The 18,041-nt window shown below is 48.3% G+C and carries 15 protein-coding genes and 1 tRNA gene; 9 read left to right on the top strand and 7 right to left on the bottom strand.

Annotation, left to right across the window (positions count from 1 at the left end):
- The first annotated feature begins 125 nt into the window (after positions 1-125).
- The 5 genes from ACZOTW_RS05590 (at position 126) to ACZOTW_RS05570 (ending at position 4,302) form a co-directional block, all read left to right on the top strand.
- Positions 126-746, top strand: a complete 621-nt coding sequence (locus tag ACZOTW_RS05590) for a type IV pilin protein (protein WP_483997705.1) — start codon at positions 126-128, stop codon at positions 744-746.
- 65 nt (positions 747-811) lie between these two features.
- Positions 812-885 (top strand) — tRNA-Met (locus ACZOTW_RS05585).
- Between the two features lie 101 nt (positions 886-986).
- Entirely contained in the window at positions 987-1,997 is a 1,011-nt protein-coding gene (locus ACZOTW_RS05580) for a glycosyltransferase (RefSeq protein WP_483997704.1), read from the top strand.
- Positions 1,998-2,059: 62 nt separating this feature from the next.
- Positions 2,060-3,127, top strand: a complete 1,068-nt coding sequence (locus tag ACZOTW_RS05575; RefSeq protein ID WP_483997703.1) for a glycosyltransferase family 4 protein — start codon at positions 2,060-2,062, stop codon at positions 3,125-3,127.
- Complete coding sequence (locus tag ACZOTW_RS05570) at positions 3,124-4,302, top strand: glycosyltransferase family 9 protein (protein ID WP_483997702.1); 1,179 nt, start codon at positions 3,124-3,126, stop codon at positions 4,300-4,302. The genes ACZOTW_RS05575 and ACZOTW_RS05570 overlap by 4 nt, the downstream gene beginning before the upstream one ends.
- Here ACZOTW_RS05570 and ACZOTW_RS05565 read toward each other — a convergent pair.
- Positions 4,299-5,816 carry a lipid II flippase MurJ gene (locus ACZOTW_RS05565; RefSeq protein WP_483997701.1) on the bottom strand — a complete coding sequence of 506 codons (1,518 nt, stop codon included), beginning with the start codon at positions 5,814-5,816 and terminating at the stop codon, positions 4,299-4,301. The two genes, ACZOTW_RS05570 and ACZOTW_RS05565, sit on opposite strands and share 4 nt — an antisense overlap.
- 33 nt (positions 5,817-5,849) lie before the next feature.
- Between ACZOTW_RS05565 and gatB the strand changes: the two genes are divergently transcribed.
- From gatB to ACZOTW_RS05545, 4 genes are all read left to right on the top strand, one after another.
- The gene (gene gatB / locus ACZOTW_RS05560) at positions 5,850-7,295 is read left to right on the top strand and encodes an Asp-tRNA(Asn)/Glu-tRNA(Gln) amidotransferase subunit GatB (RefSeq protein ID WP_428042593.1); all 1,446 of its coding nucleotides are present in this window, start codon (positions 5,850-5,852) and stop codon (positions 7,293-7,295) included.
- Between the two features lie 241 nt (positions 7,296-7,536).
- Positions 7,537-8,046 (top strand): OmpA family protein, encoded by a 510-nt coding sequence (locus ACZOTW_RS05555; RefSeq protein ID WP_177748491.1) that lies wholly within the window; start codon positions 7,537-7,539, stop codon positions 8,044-8,046.
- Positions 8,047-8,079: 33 nt separating this feature from the next.
- Positions 8,080-8,778 (top strand): tetratricopeptide repeat protein, encoded by a 699-nt coding sequence (locus ACZOTW_RS05550; protein WP_428045127.1) that lies wholly within the window; start codon positions 8,080-8,082, stop codon positions 8,776-8,778.
- Between the two features lie 31 nt (positions 8,779-8,809).
- Positions 8,810-10,111, top strand: coding sequence for a DUF5050 domain-containing protein (locus ACZOTW_RS05545; protein WP_428045476.1), 1,302 nt, complete (start codon positions 8,810-8,812; stop codon positions 10,109-10,111).
- Between the two features lie 117 nt (positions 10,112-10,228).
- Here the strand turns inward: ACZOTW_RS05545 and ACZOTW_RS05540 are convergent, their stop codons facing one another.
- From ACZOTW_RS05540 to topA, 6 genes are all read right to left on the bottom strand, one after another.
- Positions 10,229-11,047 carry an RDD family protein gene (locus ACZOTW_RS05540; protein WP_483997700.1) on the bottom strand — a complete coding sequence of 273 codons (819 nt, stop codon included), beginning with the start codon at positions 11,045-11,047 and terminating at the stop codon, positions 10,229-10,231.
- Between the two features lie 61 nt (positions 11,048-11,108).
- Entirely contained in the window at positions 11,109-11,678 is a 570-nt protein-coding gene (locus tag ACZOTW_RS05535; RefSeq protein WP_428046809.1) for a thymidine kinase, read from the bottom strand.
- Between the two features lie 2 nt (positions 11,679-11,680).
- On the bottom strand, positions 11,681-13,879 hold the full coding sequence (gene lptC, locus ACZOTW_RS05530) for an LPS export ABC transporter periplasmic protein LptC (RefSeq protein ID WP_483997699.1): 2,199 nt from the start codon (positions 13,877-13,879) through the stop codon (positions 11,681-11,683).
- Entirely contained in the window at positions 13,876-14,847 is a 972-nt protein-coding gene (locus ACZOTW_RS05525) for an ROK family protein (RefSeq protein ID WP_177748502.1), read from the bottom strand. The genes lptC and ACZOTW_RS05525 overlap by 4 nt, the downstream gene beginning before the upstream one ends.
- Positions 14,844-15,731, bottom strand: a complete 888-nt coding sequence (gene xerA / locus ACZOTW_RS05520; RefSeq protein WP_428037647.1) for a site-specific tyrosine recombinase/integron integrase — start codon at positions 15,729-15,731, stop codon at positions 14,844-14,846. The genes ACZOTW_RS05525 and xerA overlap by 4 nt, the downstream gene beginning before the upstream one ends.
- A 16-nt stretch (positions 15,732-15,747) precedes the next feature.
- A complete protein-coding gene (gene topA, locus ACZOTW_RS05515; protein WP_177748506.1) occupies positions 15,748-18,033 on the bottom strand; it encodes a type I DNA topoisomerase in 2,286 nt (761 codons plus the stop codon).
- Positions 18,034-18,041 lie beyond the last annotated feature (8 nt).

The following is an 18,041-nucleotide window of genomic DNA, read 5'->3' as shown; positions in this document are numbered from 1 at the left end:
TTCGTTTTTTTTTTTTGTTAAAATTTTGATAAATTGCGGTGGTCGTACCCGGATGTATCCGCCGTATAAAAACGCGTATAAAAGGCCGTTTTGCTTAAATATAAAGGCCTTAAAAAGGAGGAAAAGTGAAAGATTTTATGAATACTTTATTCTTGTCGTCATCCTGGAAAGTCGTAGTCCAGGATCTGTTGTTTTGTAAGAGGGCGACAACAACTAACGGCAGATTCCCGACTAAAACACTCGGGAATGACGCCACTAGCACAAGTGGTCGCACGGCAAGTGCAGGCTTTACCCTTATTGAACTATTAGTCGTCGTTCTCATTATTGGTATTTTGGCGGCGGTGGCGCTACCTCAATATCAAAAAGTAGTTTTAAAAAGCAAAGCAATGGAAGATTACCTCATCTTACGCAAAATAGAAGAGGGACAAAAAGAATATTATCTGGCCAATGGCTTCTTCGCAAAAGATATTGATGATTTGATAATTACTATTCCAAAGAAAAAAGTTGGAAATCAGGTTCAGTGGTTTTGTTCAGAATTGGGGTGCGGAAACAGGGGAGAGAATGGAAATCCCGTCCACTTTGGAATGAACTGGAACGGACAGAGTGGCCTTTCTTATCTCCTTTTGTGTCACGTGCCTAATAGCGATCCGCGAAAGGAAATTGGTAAAAAAATCTGCCAAGATTTGGGTGGGGTATATTGGGATGATTGGCAAAGTAAGGCCCGCTATGTATTGCCTAATCGTTAAATAATCTTTTTTAAGATAACCTTACACATATTTGCATTTCTTGTCCCAAAGTGTTATAATAACATTGCGGGGTAGAGAAGCCTGGTATCTCGCAAGGCCCATAACCTTGAGATCACTGGTTCAAATCCAGTCCCCGCAATGTTTTTTATGATTACCGCCCTTTCCGGGCGGTTTTTTTATGCTCATTTTTTATGTACAATAGAAAAGAATTGCATATAGGGTTTATGTTAGGAGGAAAAAATGAACGTATTTATTTTTATTGGCGGAAATAAGCATTTTACCGCCACCCGCCTGGGGGTAAAATTAGGGGAAGAATTACAGCAAAAAGGGTTTAAGGTTTCGTTAGCCTGCGTAAAGGGGAAGTTGAAAACCAGTACGGGTTTGCCCGTTTATGAATATGCCGCATCAGCCAAGCCAAAAACCTTGGCAAACACGCTTAAAAAAGAACACGCCGATTTTGTTATTTCTTTTATGAATTTGTCCGGCTGTGCGGCGGCGCAAGAAGCGGGGCTGCCGTTTGCTTATGCCGAAAACGAGAGTTTTAAAGAGGATAAGCCGTCCAAAGACAAAAAGAGTTTGCTCAAAAAAGCCAAACAGGTTTTTGTTATTAAAACCTCGGATAAGCCTCTTAATAAAAAAACTTATTCCGGCCTGAAAGTGTGCGAAGTTACCAATCCTGCCGTATGGGTGGAACATTATAATTATAACAAGCCCGCCTGTTTTAAAAAGGAAAATAACATTGTGGCTGTGGGCAAATTGGTGAAGGAAAGCGGTTTTGATAACTTACTGAAAACTTGGGCGCGCTTGGCTCCGGCGCATACCACCTGGCACTTAACGATTGTGGGCGACGGTACAGGAAAGACGGCCTTACAAAAATTTATTACCAAAAACCATTTGCAGGCCAGTACCGAAATTGTGCCCGCGCAAACGGATGTGTATAGCCTGTTGCGCAACGCAGATATTTTTGCCTACCCGGCCTTGAATCCGGCGGAAGCCGATATCTTGCTAGACGCTATGGCGAGTAAACTTCCGTGCGTGGCGTGCGAGTCAGCCCCTGTTACAGCGTTGGTGTCCAACGGTATTAACGGCCTTATCGTCAACGTGGGCGAGGAAGAGCCGTTTACGATTGCTCTGGATGAGTTAATGGTAAATTGGGGCAAGCGTGTAGGCCTGGCCGTGGAAGCCAGCAAACTAAAAGACAAATATCCGTTTGAAGATTTTGTCTGTGCGTTTGCGCAGTTGCTTTATTAATTTGTGCCCGGCGGTTTTAAGGCCGGGCTTTTTATAAGGAGTTTATCTTGCGGATTACTTGTGTGATAGGAACCTTGGGCGGCGGTGGAGCAGAGCGCGTAATGACGTATTTGTGCGCGGGGCTTGCCTCGCGGGGTCATCAGGTAACGCTGCTGACATTGGATGATGCCGTGCCGGATTTTTACCAAACTCCTGCTTCTGTGCTGCGCGTGCGGGAGCATTTGGGCGCATTTAAAGAGTCCGGATTTTGGGGCAGTTTTCCCCGCTTGTGGCGTTTAATGCGCGCGGTGGCCGATACGCGCCCGGATGTGGTCATTAGTTTTATGACAATTAGCGTGTTAGCCGCCTGTTGGCTCTTACGCGTTCCGTATATTTATGCAGACCATTTGGACGTGCGGCACTTGGAATATTCGCGTAAGTGGCAGATTTTGCGTAATTTTTTATTAGCGCGCGCCAGCCGTGTAACCATATTATCAGAGCGGGACCGCAAGTTTTTGGCAATGTATTTTCCCAAATGGCGCGCTAGCGTGGTTTATAATCCCGCAATGCCCGCAGATATGCAAAAATATCCGCGACCCGCGTTTTTAGAGCCCGATAAAAAATATGTGCTTGCTGTGGGCCGCTTGGTTAAACAAAAAGGGTTTGACCGCTTGTTGCAGGCTTGGCGGCGCATATGCGATGATTTTCCGAACTGGCGTTTGTGCTTAATTGGCGGCGGCCCGGACGAAGCGGAATTAAAGGGGCTGGCTGATACGCTTGATGTACAGGCCGGTGTGCAATTTGTTCCGCCCATAAAAGGCTTGGCGTCCGTTTACCAACACGCGGACTTATATGCAATGTCTTCCCGCGCAGAAGGGTTTCCAATGGTATTATTGGAAGCAATGGCGGCGGGGCTGCCGGCGGTCAGTTTTTCCTGCACCGGACCGGATGTGATTATCCGTAACGGCACAGACGGCTTTTTGGTCAAGCAAAACCATACCGACCAACTGGCTGCTAAACTTGCCGAACTGATGGCGGATGAAGAAATGCGGGCCGCCTTCGGGGCGCAGGCAAAGTTGGTAACGGAGCGTTTTTCGCTTGCGAACTATTTGGATGCCTACGAAAAATTATGTAAGGAAGCCGTAAAATGAATTTTGAAGAGCCGCATATTAAAATCGGTTTGTTGGACGTAAAACAGATGCTTAATTTACGCGGAAGGGATAGCCGCGTAGTTCGCTGGGCGATGAAATGGAGCCGGGTCAAAAAAAATTGGCTCGCTAAATACCGCCCCGGCGGACGCACGGTTCAACCGGGCGATAAGTTGCACGTACTGTTTTGGTTAGCCGGAGGCCTGGGCGACGGGGCTTGTGCGCGGCGGTTGGTGCTGGCCTACCGGGAGCAAATGCCCCACGCGGAATTTTTTATTTATGCCCAACTGCCGGATGTAGCCCAAACGCTGTTCGGGGCCGACAAAAAAACGACTATTTTGACAGATGGTAACATCCGTTGGGCGGATTATGATTTATCCGTTCAGGTGTGTTTGACGGCCAAATTCTGGTACGCAGATGCGGCGCGTATCGGTCGCTTGGCTCCCACTTTCCTCCCGGCATTTGAGCGCGCGCAGGAAGCCCAAAAAAATTTAGGAGAACTGCTTGAAGACCCATTTTTGACGGAAGCCGCTCTGGGCCGTTGGCTATATGCCTCGGGCGGGCGGCGGTTTGATTTGCTCTCCTATACGGGCGGGCTTGCCTTGCCGCACGAAGAAACGCGCCGGTTAAAAACGGAAACTAAAATTTTGGAAAAATACGGTTTGTCCGGTGTGTCCTATGTTACGTTTCACGACGGCACCAGTTCTGCGCAAACGGTGGGGAACAACCGCCCCACGCGTGCTTGGCCGGCGGTGCGCTGGTGCGAATTTTTCCGCTTGTTTAAGCGTGCATTTCCCCAAATTAAACTCGTGCAACTGGGAGGAAAAAACAGCCCGGTGTACGAAGAAGCCGATTTTAACCTGGTGGGTAAAACAACACTTTTGGATGTCCCGTCCATCTTGCAAGGAGCCAAAGCGCATATTGATACGGAGAGCGGACTTGTGCAACTGGCCCAGTATTTAGACGTAAAAAGTGTCGTGATTTTTGGTCCGACGAACCGGGAATTTTTCGGCTATGCTAAAAATATTAATTTGGCCTCCGGACCGTGTGGCGGCTGTATGTGGAGTACGCCCGATTGGATGTTTGCTTGCCCGCTGGGGCATAAGGCGGCCCCTTGTACCGAAGCCGTGCGCGCACAAGAGGTACTAAAAGCGCTTAAAAAATTGTTGGCCAACTAAAAGCGGTTTTTAAATTGTCGTGTAAATATATCCCAATCGCCGCTTTTGCGGACCAAAAACCAAAGCGTTCCTAAAAAGATAAGCCCGCCGAAAAGAAGCGTAAAAAAAGTATTGGTGCGCGGCCCGAAAAGCGCATATAAGGCCGAGGGAAAAAGGGCCAAAATATTGACGGCTGTCAAGCGCGCCGCCGCACGCAGGGAATAGATATACTCTACTTGCGGAAAATGCTTTTTAAAGAGTAAATAATTAATAAATAAACTTACCGTACAGCACCCCGCTTGCGTGTAAGGATACGCATACGCCCCAAATATCTGCATCGTAACCGGAATCAACACAATAAATAAAATAATTCCCGTGAGGGCATAGGGCAGACTTTCCTTTACCTTTCTTCCCGCCGCCACCACATTGTTTTGCATTAAAATCGGCCCCATAAACCACATCATTGCCATTAACGGGCGCAGAAAGTTGGCGGCGCTGTGGGCGTCTTGCGGCATGAAATTTCCGCGCTCAAAGAAAAGAGAAATAATCTCCGGCGCGTAAAAGCAGGTAAATACCGCTAGCGGCGTAAGCAAAAAAAGCACAAAGTGCTGGGTCATTAGAAAATCCCGGTTTAGTTGGGTCCAATTTTTTTGTGCGGCACTTTCAGTCAGTTGGATTTTGGAAACATTGGTAACGCGGAGCGTAAAAATTTCGGTTGGAGAATCTGCCAGTTGGCGCGCATAGTTCAGCGCGCTTACCATTCCTGCGGAAAGGCCGCTTAATAAATAGAGCGGAAGAACGCTGCTGATAATGTTCGCCAGTTCAATGGCTTGGTTGCTAACGAGGTTTGCCGTCAGTTTTTTGTGCCACCCGCTTGTGCCCCACGCGGTAAAAGACCAGTGCAGTTCCTTTTTTAGCACACACAAAAAAACAGCCGCTTGCACCGCATTGGCCGCCAAAAAACCGTATATCATACTCACTACACCGCAAGTGCGCCCCCAACACAGCAGACAAACAAGAGGCAGCAGGGCATTTAACGGGGTGAAAAGGGCGGACGTAAAGCGGCGGTACATTTCCAAAACCGCGGTCAAATAGGCCACCAACAGTTGCAGACCGAATAATAAAAAGCCAAGCGAAATCAGTCCGCGTTCTGCGGTCAGTTGGGCTAGGTCAAAACGGGAAAGCAGTTTGCCAAGAGCCACCGGACAGCAAAAACCTGCCGCCGTTAATAAAACAGCCAGCAAAATATAAAAATATAAAAAGACATTTAAAAGCGCCCTCCCGCCGTTGGGCGTTTGGGTGTCTTGCGCCATTGCTTCCGGGATAATGACGGCGGCGTTCATCCGCTGTAAAAACGTCAGGCCGAAGCCCATTATCATAATGAGGTAAAAATAAACGTCTGTCGTTTTGCCCGCACCGAAGTAGAGCGCAATTAAAAGCGCGTTGGCAAACGATACCAGTTTCCACGCCAGCGTGGCCCCCACAGCCAGCGCGGCTCCGAAAGAATAAGAAGTGGGCTTAAAAAGATGAACCATATTTGATATTATAATAATTTAGGAGAGATTATCGTGAATACTGAATTTGAACCTGTTATCGGGTTGGAAATACACGTCCAACTCGGAAGCAAAACCAAGTTGTTTTGTTCTTGCCCCAACGGTGTGGGAGATGATACGAAGCCTAACACCGCTATTTGTCCCGTTTGTGCCGGGCATCCGGGCGTGTTGCCTGTGTTAACGGAGGGTGCCTTGGAACTGGCGGTACGCGCCGGGCTGAGTATGAATTGCAAAACGAACGAGACTTCTTCGTTTTCGCGCAAACATTATTTTTACCCTGATTTGCCCAAAGGTTACCAGATTACCCAAAACGAAGAACCGATTAACGGCGCAGGCTATATTGAAATTACGTTCGGCCCCAAAGAAAATTTACAGAAAAAGCGCATCGGTATTCACCACGCACACTTGGAAGAGGATGCCGCCAAATCTTCCCACTTTGCAGACCACTCCTTAGTGGACTATAACCGTGCAGGTTGCCCGCTTTTGGAAATCGTGTCTATGCCCGATTTGCGCTCGCCGGACGAAGCATATGCTTATTTAACCGAAATCAAACGCTTGATGCGCTGGGTAGGTGCTTCTAACTGCGATATGGAAAAAGGCGAATTGCGTGTGGACGTAAACATTTCCTTGCGCCCCAAAGGGCAGGAAAAATTCGGCACGCGCGCGGAAATCAAAAATTTAAACTCGTTTAAAGCCGTTCGCGATGCGCTTAACTACGAAATTAACCGCCAGACGGAACTTTTGAACGCGGGCGGACAGGTAAAGCAGGAAACCCGTCTGTGGGATAAAGAAGAATTGGTTACCAAGCCGATGCGTTCCAAAGAGGACGCGCTTGATTACCGCTATTTTCCGGAGCCGGATTTGCCGCCGGTGGTGTTACAGCACGACTGGCTGGAAAACGTAAAGGCTAATATGCCCGAACTGCCGGCCGCCAAGGAAGCGCGCTTTATGAAGGCGGGTTTGTCCGCTTATGATGCGGGTGTACTGACAAGTTCCCGCGAAATTGCCGCTTATTTTGAAGAAGTGGTAAAGGGCGGAAAAGTATCTTTAAAGACGGCTTCCAACTGGATTCAAACGGATTTATTAGGTGTATTAAATGCCGAAAAGAAGGAAATCCAAGATTCTCCTATTCCGGCAGCCCGCTTGGCGGAACTGTTGGAACTGGTGGAAAGCGGAAAAATTAACCGCAAACAGGGCCGCGATGTGTTTGACGAAATTTGGAAAACAGGCGAAGCCCCGGCCGCCGTGGTGCAAAAACGCGGTATGGTGCAAGTGAGTGACGAAGGCCAATTAGAGGCTTGGGCCAAGGCCGCCATTGAGGCCAACCCCAAAGCCGTGGCGGACTATAAAAAAGGCAACAAGGCCGCTATCGGTGCATTGGTGGGCGGAGTGATGAAACTCAGCAAAGGCAAGGCCAACCCGCGCATTATCAGCCAGTTGTTAGGCAAATTGCTCGCGTAAGTATCCGCCTTAAAAAGTTTAAAAAGCCGGCCCCTTTCCCGGGCCGGCTTTTTCTGTGTAGGCTTTTCCTAAGAACCCGCGCACCAACTAACCCAAAACAATCCGTGCCAAAAGGCGCGTAAAACGCTACCATAAAAACAACCATAAATATAGCGCGCAAGAGGGGGAATTTTGTTTGACCCGGGGGTTTAAAAGTTGCTATTATTTATGTGTAGAAGTAAATACCTATTAGGAGAAAGAAATGAAAAACTTACTCAGAGTTGTTTTGGTTCTGGCCTTGGCCGCCGGCTTGACCGCCTGCAAAAAGAACGTAAAAGATGACGCCAATGCCGACCTGACTGCCGGTGCCGGTACCGAAATGGTAATTGAAGAAACCGAAACGGTAACGGAAGTTCCCGCCCAGGAAGTTTCTTTGGGTGTGGTGCATTTCGCTTTGGACAAATACAATCTGTCCTCCGATGCCCGCAAAATTGTAGAAGCCAACGTGAAAGCCATTAAAGCCGCCGCGTCTGCCGCTTCCTACCAAGTAACCGTAGAAGGTAACTGCGACGACAGAGGCACTATCGCTTACAACATTGCCCTCGGCCAAAAACGCGCCGACGAAGTGAAAGCGTATTATGTGCGCCTCGGTATTCCCGCCGCTAACATTACCACCGTATCTTACGGCGAAGAAAAACCGGTCTGCTACGAAGCCACCCAGTCCTGCTGGGCGCAAAACCGCAGAGCCGATACGTTGCTGAAAGTCAACTAATTGCTTGTTTTGAATAAGGAGCCCGGACCCAAAATGAAAAATGTTACAAAACTACTTTTTATGGCAGGTTCGGGCTTTTTATTGTCCGGCTGCATCGCCAGCGAGCGGGATATGAGTACGCTCAAATTGCAGTTGCAGGAACTCAACGCTACGATTGTGCAAATGCAGTCTAACCAGGCCGAACTCGCCGGGAAAATGGACGAACTCAATAGCAATTTGTCCGCTTCCAACGAAAATTTGGCCCAGGTAGATGCACAAATTAACAAGTTGTCGGCAAAATTGGACGATTTGTCCGTTTCTGTCCGCACGGCGCCTGCCGCCCAGGCGGAAAAAGCGCAAACCGCCCAGCCCGCAGCCTTGTTGCCCTCGGATTTATTTGCCGAAGCAAAAAGCCATTTGGATAAAGGCGCTTACGAACCGGCCGCTATGGGCTTTAAACTCTATACTTCCAAATATCCGGACAGCGAAAATGTTGAACAAGCCTATATGTATATGGGGGATGCGTATATTGCTGCCGGGCAGACAAAATCCGGCGCAGTAGCCTATGCTACTTTGTTGCAAAAATTTCCCAAAAGCAAGTTCATTCCGTCGGCGCGTTTGAAATATGCGCTGTCCATTGTGCCTCTTGGCAAAAAAGACGAAGCCAAACGCTATTTATCCTCCGTTGTGCAAGATTTCCCGGCTTCTCCCGAGGCTAAAAAAGCCAAAGCCGAGTTGGCTAAAATCAAATAAAAGCGTGTAACACGCGGTGCCTTTTATTCCTATGATGAAAAAACTGTTTTCCCTTTTACTTATTGCAGGGGTTCTTATTTCTTTTGCCGGGCGCGTAATAGCGGCCCAGCCCAAGACGGATGTGTATATCGGTATTACCTCGGTGGGGGATAAACGCTTGCCCGCTATCGGTATGCCGCCTTTCCGCTTTACAGATGAAAAGGCCCAGCCGGCCGCCGTATTGGTGCACGACGTAATGCGTGCAGATTTGTTGTTTGCACGCTATTTTGACGTTACAGAGGACGGACCGGCCTTTAATTCCCAACATTTAAGCCAACAGTTAAACCAATGGGGCGCAGCCCACGCCAGTTATTTATTGGCGGGTGATATTACCTATGCGGCACCGTATTTTACGATTAAAATTTACGTTTACGATATTTCTACCCGCACCGCCGTATTTGCCAAGGCTTTTAAAGGCACTGAAAGCAGTCTGCGCAGGCTGGCACATATCGCTTCGGACCAAATTGTTGCCGCTTTAATGGGAAAGCGCGGTATCGCCGATACCAAAATTGCTTTTGCCAATAATTCTACCCGCCACAAAGAAATTTATGTGGTAGATTATGACGGCGAAAATTTACAAAAATTGACAAACGATAAAAGTATTGCTATTTTGCCCCGTTGGTCTAAGGACGGCAAAATCTTCTACACTACTTATAAATATAAAAACCCGGATATTTTTGCGATTGACTTGCGCGCTGGGAAAATTGCCCCGGTGATTATCCGAGGCGGGTTGTCGCTTATCGGTGGTGTTTCCCCCGACGGAAAGGCCCTGGCCTTTACCAGTTCCGGCGGGACGAACCCAAGCATTTATATTTATAATTTGGAAACGCACTCCAAAACCCGCATTACCAACAAGGCATCGGTGGACGGTTCCCCGTCCTATTCACCCGACGGAAAGTATATTACTTTTGTATCTAACCGCGCGGGCAATCCGCAGATTTATGTAATGGAACTCGCCACCGGCGAAACCCGTCCCTTGACGAAAACCTTTAACTGGTCCGACAGCCCCCAATGGTCGCCTACCGGGGAGTGGATTGTTTTCACGGGGCGCGAATCGCCCTATCACCCGATGGATATCTTTTTGGTGGACTTAACCGGCACGCAAATCCGCCGCCTGACTACCGACGCCGGTTCCAACGAGGACCCGACGTGGTCTCCCGACGGACGCTTTATTGCTTTTACCACCACGCGCAACGGAAAACGCCAGTTGTATATGATGGATATGGACGGCAGCGCGCCGCACCTGCTTGCGGACTTAAAAGGCGACTCTTTTACACCCCATTGGAGTTTTTAATTTGGTTGGAAAATAATCCAAAGCCCCGGAGCCACGCCAGCCCGGGGTTTTTTATTGGTACAAAAAAACCGCCCCCAGCCAAAGAGCCGGGAGCGGTTATATCACAGCAAATATTTATTACTTACAGACGGAAAGTCCCGTTTCCTCGCAATCGGCGTTGGGGTAATCCTCGCAGCAAACCTCTTTGGAGCCTTTGGGCAAAAAGAGGGTGTAAGAGTCATCACCGTTTTCAAAGGTGGCTCTAACGCCGTCTTTGTCTTGGGAGTACCAGATATCGTTGATTTCCATATCTTCCATTTCGGCATCTTCGTCAAAGGCCTGCATCATAATAACGGCTTGCCCTGCTTTGGTGGCAGGATTTTCCTGCGCTAACAACCCAAGCAACATCAAGGAACCCATCCCCACAATCAGCAAAAGGCTGATAATAGCCAGCCACCACGGGTGGGACGGCGTATCGGGCAGTTCATCTCCGGGCTGAAAGTCCGCACGGACGACGTAAGTTTCCGCGATATAATCGTGCAACGCGCGTTTGCGGTTGGTAAGCCCTGCCATAATATAGCCGATATAAAGGGTAATATAAGACAAAATTTTGGCAAACGTGCGGCCCGTCGCACGTCCAAAACCGATGCGCCCGCCGTCTTTGCCGATTACCTTAATGCCCATAATGCGTTTGCCGAAAGTAGCCTGTTTGGCGCCGCTTTCCAACAAAGCAAAATACAGCCAATAGCAGACCATAGCCAACACTTGGTACAAAAAATAAGTGGCAAGCAACATAAAAACCGGCCCGCTGAGAGCATCAGCGCCGGTTTGGCCGATTTTTACACCTTGCCAAACCATCAACGGAATACAAATGACGGCTGGCGGAATACTAACTAAAATAGCGTCAATCACAAAAGCGACGGCGCGTTTCCAGAACCCAATATATGGTGCGTTCATAGTTTTCTCCTTTTTATGTAAGCCGCCTGCATTTAAAATGCGTTTAACGGCCCCAAATCCCTTATTTGCGCGGTTTTTTGTAGCAACGGCGGCAACGGGCTTGGTAAGCATCCGTAGTGCCTACTACAATGCGCTTTTTGTCTTTGCTGATACGTTGCGTAAAACTGGCCGGATTGCCGCATTTGGTGCAGACGGCCAGGTTTTTAGTAACGTATTCGGCCTGTGCTAAAAGTGCGGCCGTTACTTCAAACGGTTCGGCGCGATAGTCGGTATCCAGCCCGGCTACAATCACACGCTTGCCCGCATTAGCCAGTTTGTTACATACTTCTACAATACCAAAATCAAAGAAATTAATCTCATCTATTGCAACAACCTGCGTGTCTTTTTCTACGAGCGGCAAAATTTCGGCCGAAGATTTTACACACGTTGCCGCTACTTTGTTTTGGTTATGACTGGTGATGCTGTCAATGCCGTAGCGTGTGTCAATCTTGGAGTTAAACAATTGTACCTTTTGCCGGGCGATTAGCGCAATGCGTACGCGGCGGATGAGTTCCTCCGTCTTGCCGGAGAACATACACCCGCAGATTACTTCTATCCAACCTTGTTTGTGATATATTAACGGATTAGCCATTTTTAATCTCTTAAATCTCTCTGCCCGCGCCACGGATACCAATAGGTGTCTTCCGGCAGTTGGGCTTGGGCGCGTTTGTCGCCCCCGCACAAAATATTAATGCGGAACGCAAACGATAAGTTTTTGTTTCGGTCGCGCACGGTAAATTCTACACGCGCGTCGTGAAAATCACGCGATACGCGGACGAGTTTATTGAAGCCGACTAAACTCCCCCGGAACAATACGGCATCAATCCCCAAATCCGCCAACCATTTCCCGCTGGCAGGGCGGATGCCCCAGGTAGTAGTAACGGTGTAGCGGTCTGCATTGGTTTCATATTTGGAGCCGGGGTCAACATAGTCAGCAAAATTGTTAAGGCCAAGCCCGATTAATTGGTTTTTATAGATAAAGTTAGACTGGGCGATAAAACTGACGTTTTTTTCCTCCAAATCGTATTGGTCCTGCACAAAGAAATTTACTGTGCCGTCCGGCGAGTTGTAGCCCCACTCCAACAAGAACGGTTCCACGCGGGATTTTAAGTGGTTCCAATTCTGTTCATAACCAAATCCGTCTTTTAAACTGTATGTGTAATCGGAGAGGTCAAACCCGGTTTTAAAGCGGACATAGGTATTGAAAGTCGGGCGGTAATAGTTGGTTAAATACAGGCGGTTCTTTTCAATACCTTTATCGGGCGATATCTGGTCAGAGGATATGGTTCCGGTGGAGAGGCGTTTGGTAAATTGATAACCGAAATCTGTGGTCCCCAAAAAGGTATGGGTCTGCATATTGAGTTCCGTGCCGATTCGCCCCACCCAGGCGTCTTTGCCGTTCTTATACTGCTTATCGGAAAACGTAACGGTCTGGTCGTAAAATACCTGCGGCGTAAACGTCAGCGCGCGGGAAAGGCGCAGGGACTTTTCGGTTGTCCACTTGGCGTGGGCTTGGCGCTGGTAAGGGCCTTCTTCATTAGGGATACCGTTTTTGTATTGCAAGGTAGAGGTGTTGTTAAAATCCATTTCCAAGCGGTGCGCGGCCTTTAACAACGGGTCATTAAACGGCAGCAAGGTATATTTGATTTCCGGCAGCACGCGTTTTTCCGCCATAAATTCTTTTTTCTTCCAATCAAAAATATCCTTTTGTTGGTAACTCACGCGCAGGGTAGAACGGCGGGTTTGGCGCGCCAAGGAGAAGTTTGTTTCCTGGTCCGGCATAAAGATATAGGGGTTGCCGCGGAAGAAAGTGTCATAAAAATACGGGTCGGACACCGTGCGGAACTGCGTCTGGAACTGGTATAACGCGCCGGTGGGGTTGTTGAAATGGTCGGAGGAATCGTACATCTCCCACCAGTAACCGCCCTGCACCCCCCAGCGCTTTGTGCTGGCAAGGTCCAAATCGGCATTATCGGCTTTGTCGTTAATATAATACGCTTCGGCACTCCCGCGCAAGGTGTCAGACTGTACAGCCGTCAGTTCGCCGCCAAAGCCAAAAGAAGACTTGGTATAGTAGTCCAAATTCAGTTTTGGGCGCAGTTGCAAAAAAGGTTGGAAAACGGTGGACGTCATAATACCAAAGCCTGTTTTGTTGCTTTGGGTAAACTCTACATAAGTGGTCCAGGGTTTTTTGGAGTCCAGCGAACGCCAAAATACAGGCAGATAAAATACGGGAAATCCGTCCAAGCGCAGTACGGCATTAGTGCCAAACACGCGCTTTTGCGGCGAAACCGTTAATTTCCCAACGGAAAGTGTATAGTGGGGGTCGGCCTTATCACAGCAAGTTACGGTAGCCCCGCGTAAGGTTTGTTTGCCTTTTTGCGAGGAAATTTCCTTGGCGGACAGAATACGCAAGGGGGGGTATTCCGTAGAAATATTTTCAGCGGTAAAATCCTTGGTTGTATAATTGACGGAAATGTTATTTCCTTCCAATACTCCGCCCAATCCGTCCTCTACCTTCATCGGGCCGACAGATGTAATTTGTGTATGGGCTTGGTCCAGTGAAATGTTTTCACCCGTTACGGTACGTTTTTTACCGTCTTGTGTTTTTTGAATAACGGTTACATTGCCGGAGAGATTTACCTTTTTGCTATCAGGTTCCACGGTGGCTTTATCGGCCGTAAAATAGACAAAGGCCTTGTCGTTCGGCGCGGGCAAAACATTGTCTAAGCCCCACGCGGGAACGGCATAATGCAAGCAAACGAGCAGAAAGAAAAGAGAAAAGCGTTTCATTGTAAATTTTCTTTTTGGGCGTGGTAAATGGCATACATGGCCGCTCCCACTCCGCCTATATTGGGGTTTTGCGATACGAGCAGTTTTAAACGTTTAAATGGCGTTTTGAACGGCTGGGCATCCAATACGCGTTTGACTGCGGGCATAAAATATTTGGCCGCGCCGGAAACACCGCCTGTCAGGACAATAGTATCTACGTCTAATACCAGCATAAAGTTGGAAAGGCCGACACCCAAGTAATACCCGGTGTCCTCCCACACTTTTAAAGCGGCCTTACAGCCCTTTTCGGCGGCGCGTGAAACGATTTCTATTTTAAAATCACTTTCTTCTTTTACCATTTTTGCCAATATGGAATCGGGGTAATCCACAATTGCTTCATAGACTCGGCGTTTAATGCCAATCGTGCCGACAAACGCTTCCAAACAGCCGCGCGCCCCGCACCCGCATAAGGGGCCGGTGGTTAAATCGGCAATTTTCGTGTGCCCGATTTCGCCCGCCGTACCATTGGAGCCTTGATAGAGTTCTTTGTTGATAATCATCCCGCCGCCTACGCCCGTTCCCAGCGTAACAACTAAAACATTTGTTCCTTGGCGTTTTAAATCGGCTTCGTACACACCCCAAGCGGCTAATGTGGCGTCATTAGCAATAACGGGGCGGATGCCGGTATGTTTAAACAGTTGTTCCGCCATCGGCCAGTCGGCAACGTCTTTAAATTTTAAGTTAGGGTTGTAGCGCAGCACGCCGTTTTGGTTATCCACGTCTCCCGGCGCGCCCACGGCTACGGCCACTCGCTGGTCGGCAAATTCCTTTTGGATACCGTTAATAAAATCGCCGATTTGGGCAATAAAGCCTTTGGAACCCTTGGAATAATCTGTTTCAACTTTTTCTTTACGGAAGATTTCCCCGTGTTCGTTCATTACGAATAATTTAACAAATGTTCCGCCGATATCTACGCCTACGCCAATCATAAATTCTCCTTGCTTTCCGGGTGCGCGTGGTTATACACGCTCTTTAATTTTTCAAGCGATACGTGGGTATAAACCTGCGTAGCCGCTAAACTTTTATGTCCTAACATTTCTTGTAAACTTCTTAAATCACAGCCATTATTGAGCAAATGGGTGGCAAACGAGTGCCTTAAACTGTGCGGAGTAACTTTACGCGCCAAGTGCGACCGGATAGCCGTATTTTTAAAAATATACGCAAGTCCGTCGCCCGTGAGCGGTTTACCGTTTTTGTTTAAAAAGAGCGCATCATCCGGCTGCGGATTTTTGCGCTGGGCCAAATAAATTTTTAACGCATTTAACGCTTCGTCCGTTACCGGCACTAACCGTTCCTTGGCCCCCTTACCGAACACTTTAACAAGCCCGTTAAAATAGTCCACGTCTTTTATGCGCAGGCCCGTTACTTCGCTACGGCGTAAACCGCTGGAATACATTAGTTCAAAAAGTGCCTTATCCCGCGCGGCAAAATGTTTGCTGTGGGCGGCGGTGTCTAACAAGCGGTCTGTTTCCGTTAAGGATAAAAATTTGGGCAACAGTTTTTGCCGTTTGGGTGCGGGCAACAATTTGAACGGATTGCGCTCCAATTTGTCCTGCGCCAATAAAAAGGCCGCAAAACTGCGCAGGGACGCAATCTTGCGCAAAACGGTATTGCGCGCAGGGTCCGCGTGTGTTTGTAATGCGGCTAAAAAAGAACGGATATTTGCGGAAGTAAAATATTTTAAGTCATTTTGCTTCCGCGCTTTAAAAAAGGCCAAAAACTCTTGCAAGTCCGCCTGGTACGCACGGATAGTGTGGAGCGAAAAATTTTTGTTTTCCAAGCGTTTTAAAAACGCATTAATCCACTCTTCCATAATATTGCTTACCTCATTACTTTGCTTGGGCCATTTTGGCCGCGTGAGCCTCTTTAATCTGTGCGATTTCCTCGGGTGTTACCGTTACAATGGTTTTGCATTTTGGGTAACCGGAGCAACCTAAAAATTCCCCGCGTTTGGAAGTGCGTAAAACCATCGGCTTGCCACATTTTTCGCACAGGCGGTCCGTAACAATCGGGCCTGTGGAAGCCACCTTGTGGCCCTCGGCATCCAAGGAATATGTATTTTTGCACTTGGGGTAAGCCGAACAGGCCAAAAATTTGCCTCTTCTGCCCGTGCGGATAACCATTGGCGCACCGCATTTGTCGCAGACTTCGTCGGTCTTTTCGGGTTGGACCTTTTCGCCGGAACTAGTCAAATTAATTTTGCCCTTGCACTCCGGGTCGCTGCAAACCAGATATTCACCGAAGCGGCTTCTCTTTTTAAGCATCATTTTTCCGCAAATCGGGCATTTTTCGTCCGTTTCTTTGGCGGCGGGGCGTTGCATCCCTTTGTCTGCCTCGGTCAGTTCCTGTTTAAAATTGCCGTAAAAATCAGACAGTAAATTTACCCATTTTTGGCTGCCTTCGGCTACTTTATCTAATTGTTCTTCTACTCCCGCAGTATAGGAAAGGTCCATAATTTCTTTAAAGAAATCTTTTAAACTGTCCGTAACCGTAATACCCAAGTCCGTGGCTACCAGTTTACTGGTTTTGGGTTGGCGCGCAATATATTTGCGGTCCAAAATCGTTTTAATAGTTGGTGCGTAGGTGGACGGACGGCCGATGCCGTGCTTTTCAAGCGTTTTAATTAAACTGGCTTCGTTATAGCACGGCGGCGGGGTGGTTTTATGGTCTTTGGTTTTAAGGTCCAACAAGTTGAGTTCGTCGCCCTCAGCAAGCACTGGCAGCAAAGCGCTGGTGCCAGTATCGTCGCCGGAGGATTCATCATCCTGGTCTTTATAAATGGATAAGTAACCCGGAAATTTGACCGTGCGGCCATTGGCGCGGAGCGTGCATTGTTTTTCTTCGCCGGAGGCGATATCAATGGAAACAGTATTAAAAACAGCATCAGCCATTTGGCTTGCCACAAAGCGCAGCCAAATCAGTTCGTACAGTTTGTACTGGTCGGCTGTTAAATAAGGCTTCATGGCCTGCGGAGTGCGGCGCACATCGGTAGGGTGGATAGCCTCGTGGGCTTCCTGTGCGCCCATTACTTTGCTTTTGTAAACGGGTTGTTTGGCGGGAACAAAAGCCGGGCCGTATTTCTCGCCGATGAACTTTTTGGTTTGCTCCTGCAACAGTTTTGAGACGTTGAAGGAGTCCGTTCTCATATAGGTAATAAGACCGATAGTCTGGCCGGAAATTTCAATGCCTTCGTAGAGATGTTGCGCCGTCATCATTGTTTTTTGGGAAGGGAATCCCAATTTGTTGTAGGCATCCTGCTGCATAGAACTGGTGATAAAGGGTGGTTTCGGCTTTTGCTTAACCTCCTTCTTTTCCACCTTGGCAACCACATTGGGGCCTTTTCTTAACAGGTCCGAAAGCGGGGCCAGTTTTTCCGGCTTATCAAAAACGGTAGTTTTAACTTTATAATCTTCGGCGAAAAGTTTATAAGTGGTGGTTTGTTCCACATTTTTGCCCTGCCATTTGGTTACGCGCGCCCAAAAAGACGGAGCGGTGTTGGGCTTTTCAAACTGGGCGCCGATAGTCCAGTATTCCTGTTCTTTAAATTCGGCTATTTCTTTGGCGCGTTCAGCCAGCAAACGCACCGCCACAGATTGCACGCGTCCGGCGGATAAGCCGGAGGTGATTTTCTTCCACAGGAGGGGGGATAATTTGTAGCCCACAATGCGGTCCAAAATGCGGCGGGCCTGCTGGGCATTGACGAGATTGTCGTCAATTTTGCGGGCGTGCGCAAAAGATTCCTTAATGGCCGACGGCGTAATTTCGTGAAAGAAAATACGTTGGTAACGGTCTTTGGGGAGTTTTAACAGTTCTACTAAGTGCCACGCGATGGCTTCGCCCTCGCGGTCAGGGTCAGTAGCGAGATAAATTTCGCTTGCATTTTTGGCGGCGGCGGTCAGTTCCGCAATCAGCCGTTTGGCGCGTTCCACCGGTACATAAGTGGGATTAAAGCCGTGTTCAATATCTACACCGATATCCTTGGAGGGTAAATCGCGCACGTGCCCAAAGGAACTGCGCACAATAAAATCGTTTCCTAGAATTTTGCTGATGGTTTTCTGTTTTGTGGGAGACTCCACAATAACCAACTTTTTACCTTTTACATTGGTGCTTGCCATAATTCACT

It is taken from the genome of Candidatus Avelusimicrobium sp. (genome assembly GCF_056976295.1).
Note: the sequence above shows the minus strand (reverse complement) of the source record. Positions and strands in the feature narration are given on the sequence as shown.

What these genes read in the sequence shown, in the direction of transcription:
- ACZOTW_RS05580 (WP_483997704.1), top strand. Translation starts at nt 987, where the DNA reads ATGAACGTATTTATTTTTATTGGCGGAAATAAGCATTTTACCGCCACC.
- ACZOTW_RS05570 (WP_483997702.1), top strand. Translation starts at nt 3,124, where the DNA reads ATGAATTTTGAAGAGCCGCATATTAAAATCGGTTTGTTGGACGTAAAA.
- ACZOTW_RS05565 (WP_483997701.1), bottom strand. Translation starts at nt 5,816, where the DNA reads ATGGTTCATCTTTTTAAGCCCACTTCTTATTCTTTCGGAGCCGCGCTG.
- ACZOTW_RS05555 (WP_177748491.1), top strand. Translation starts at nt 7,537, where the DNA reads ATGAAAAACTTACTCAGAGTTGTTTTGGTTCTGGCCTTGGCCGCCGGC.
- ACZOTW_RS05550 (WP_428045127.1), top strand. Translation starts at nt 8,080, where the DNA reads ATGAAAAATGTTACAAAACTACTTTTTATGGCAGGTTCGGGCTTTTTA.
- ACZOTW_RS05545 (WP_428045476.1), top strand. Translation starts at nt 8,810, where the DNA reads ATGATGAAAAAACTGTTTTCCCTTTTACTTATTGCAGGGGTTCTTATT.
- ACZOTW_RS05540 (WP_483997700.1), bottom strand. Translation starts at nt 11,047, where the DNA reads ATGAACGCACCATATATTGGGTTCTGGAAACGCGCCGTCGCTTTTGTG.
- ACZOTW_RS05535 (WP_428046809.1), bottom strand. Translation starts at nt 11,678, where the DNA reads ATGGCTAATCCGTTAATATATCACAAACAAGGTTGGATAGAAGTAATC.
- lptC (WP_483997699.1), bottom strand. Translation starts at nt 13,879, where the DNA reads ATGAAACGCTTTTCTCTTTTCTTTCTGCTCGTTTGCTTGCATTATGCC.
- ACZOTW_RS05525 (WP_177748502.1), bottom strand. Translation starts at nt 14,847, where the DNA reads ATGATTGGCGTAGGCGTAGATATCGGCGGAACATTTGTTAAATTATTC.
- xerA (WP_428037647.1), bottom strand. Translation starts at nt 15,731, where the DNA reads ATGGAAGAGTGGATTAATGCGTTTTTAAAACGCTTGGAAAACAAAAAT.
- topA (WP_177748506.1), bottom strand. Translation starts at nt 18,033, where the DNA reads ATGGCAAGCACCAATGTAAAAGGTAAAAAGTTGGTTATTGTGGAGTCT.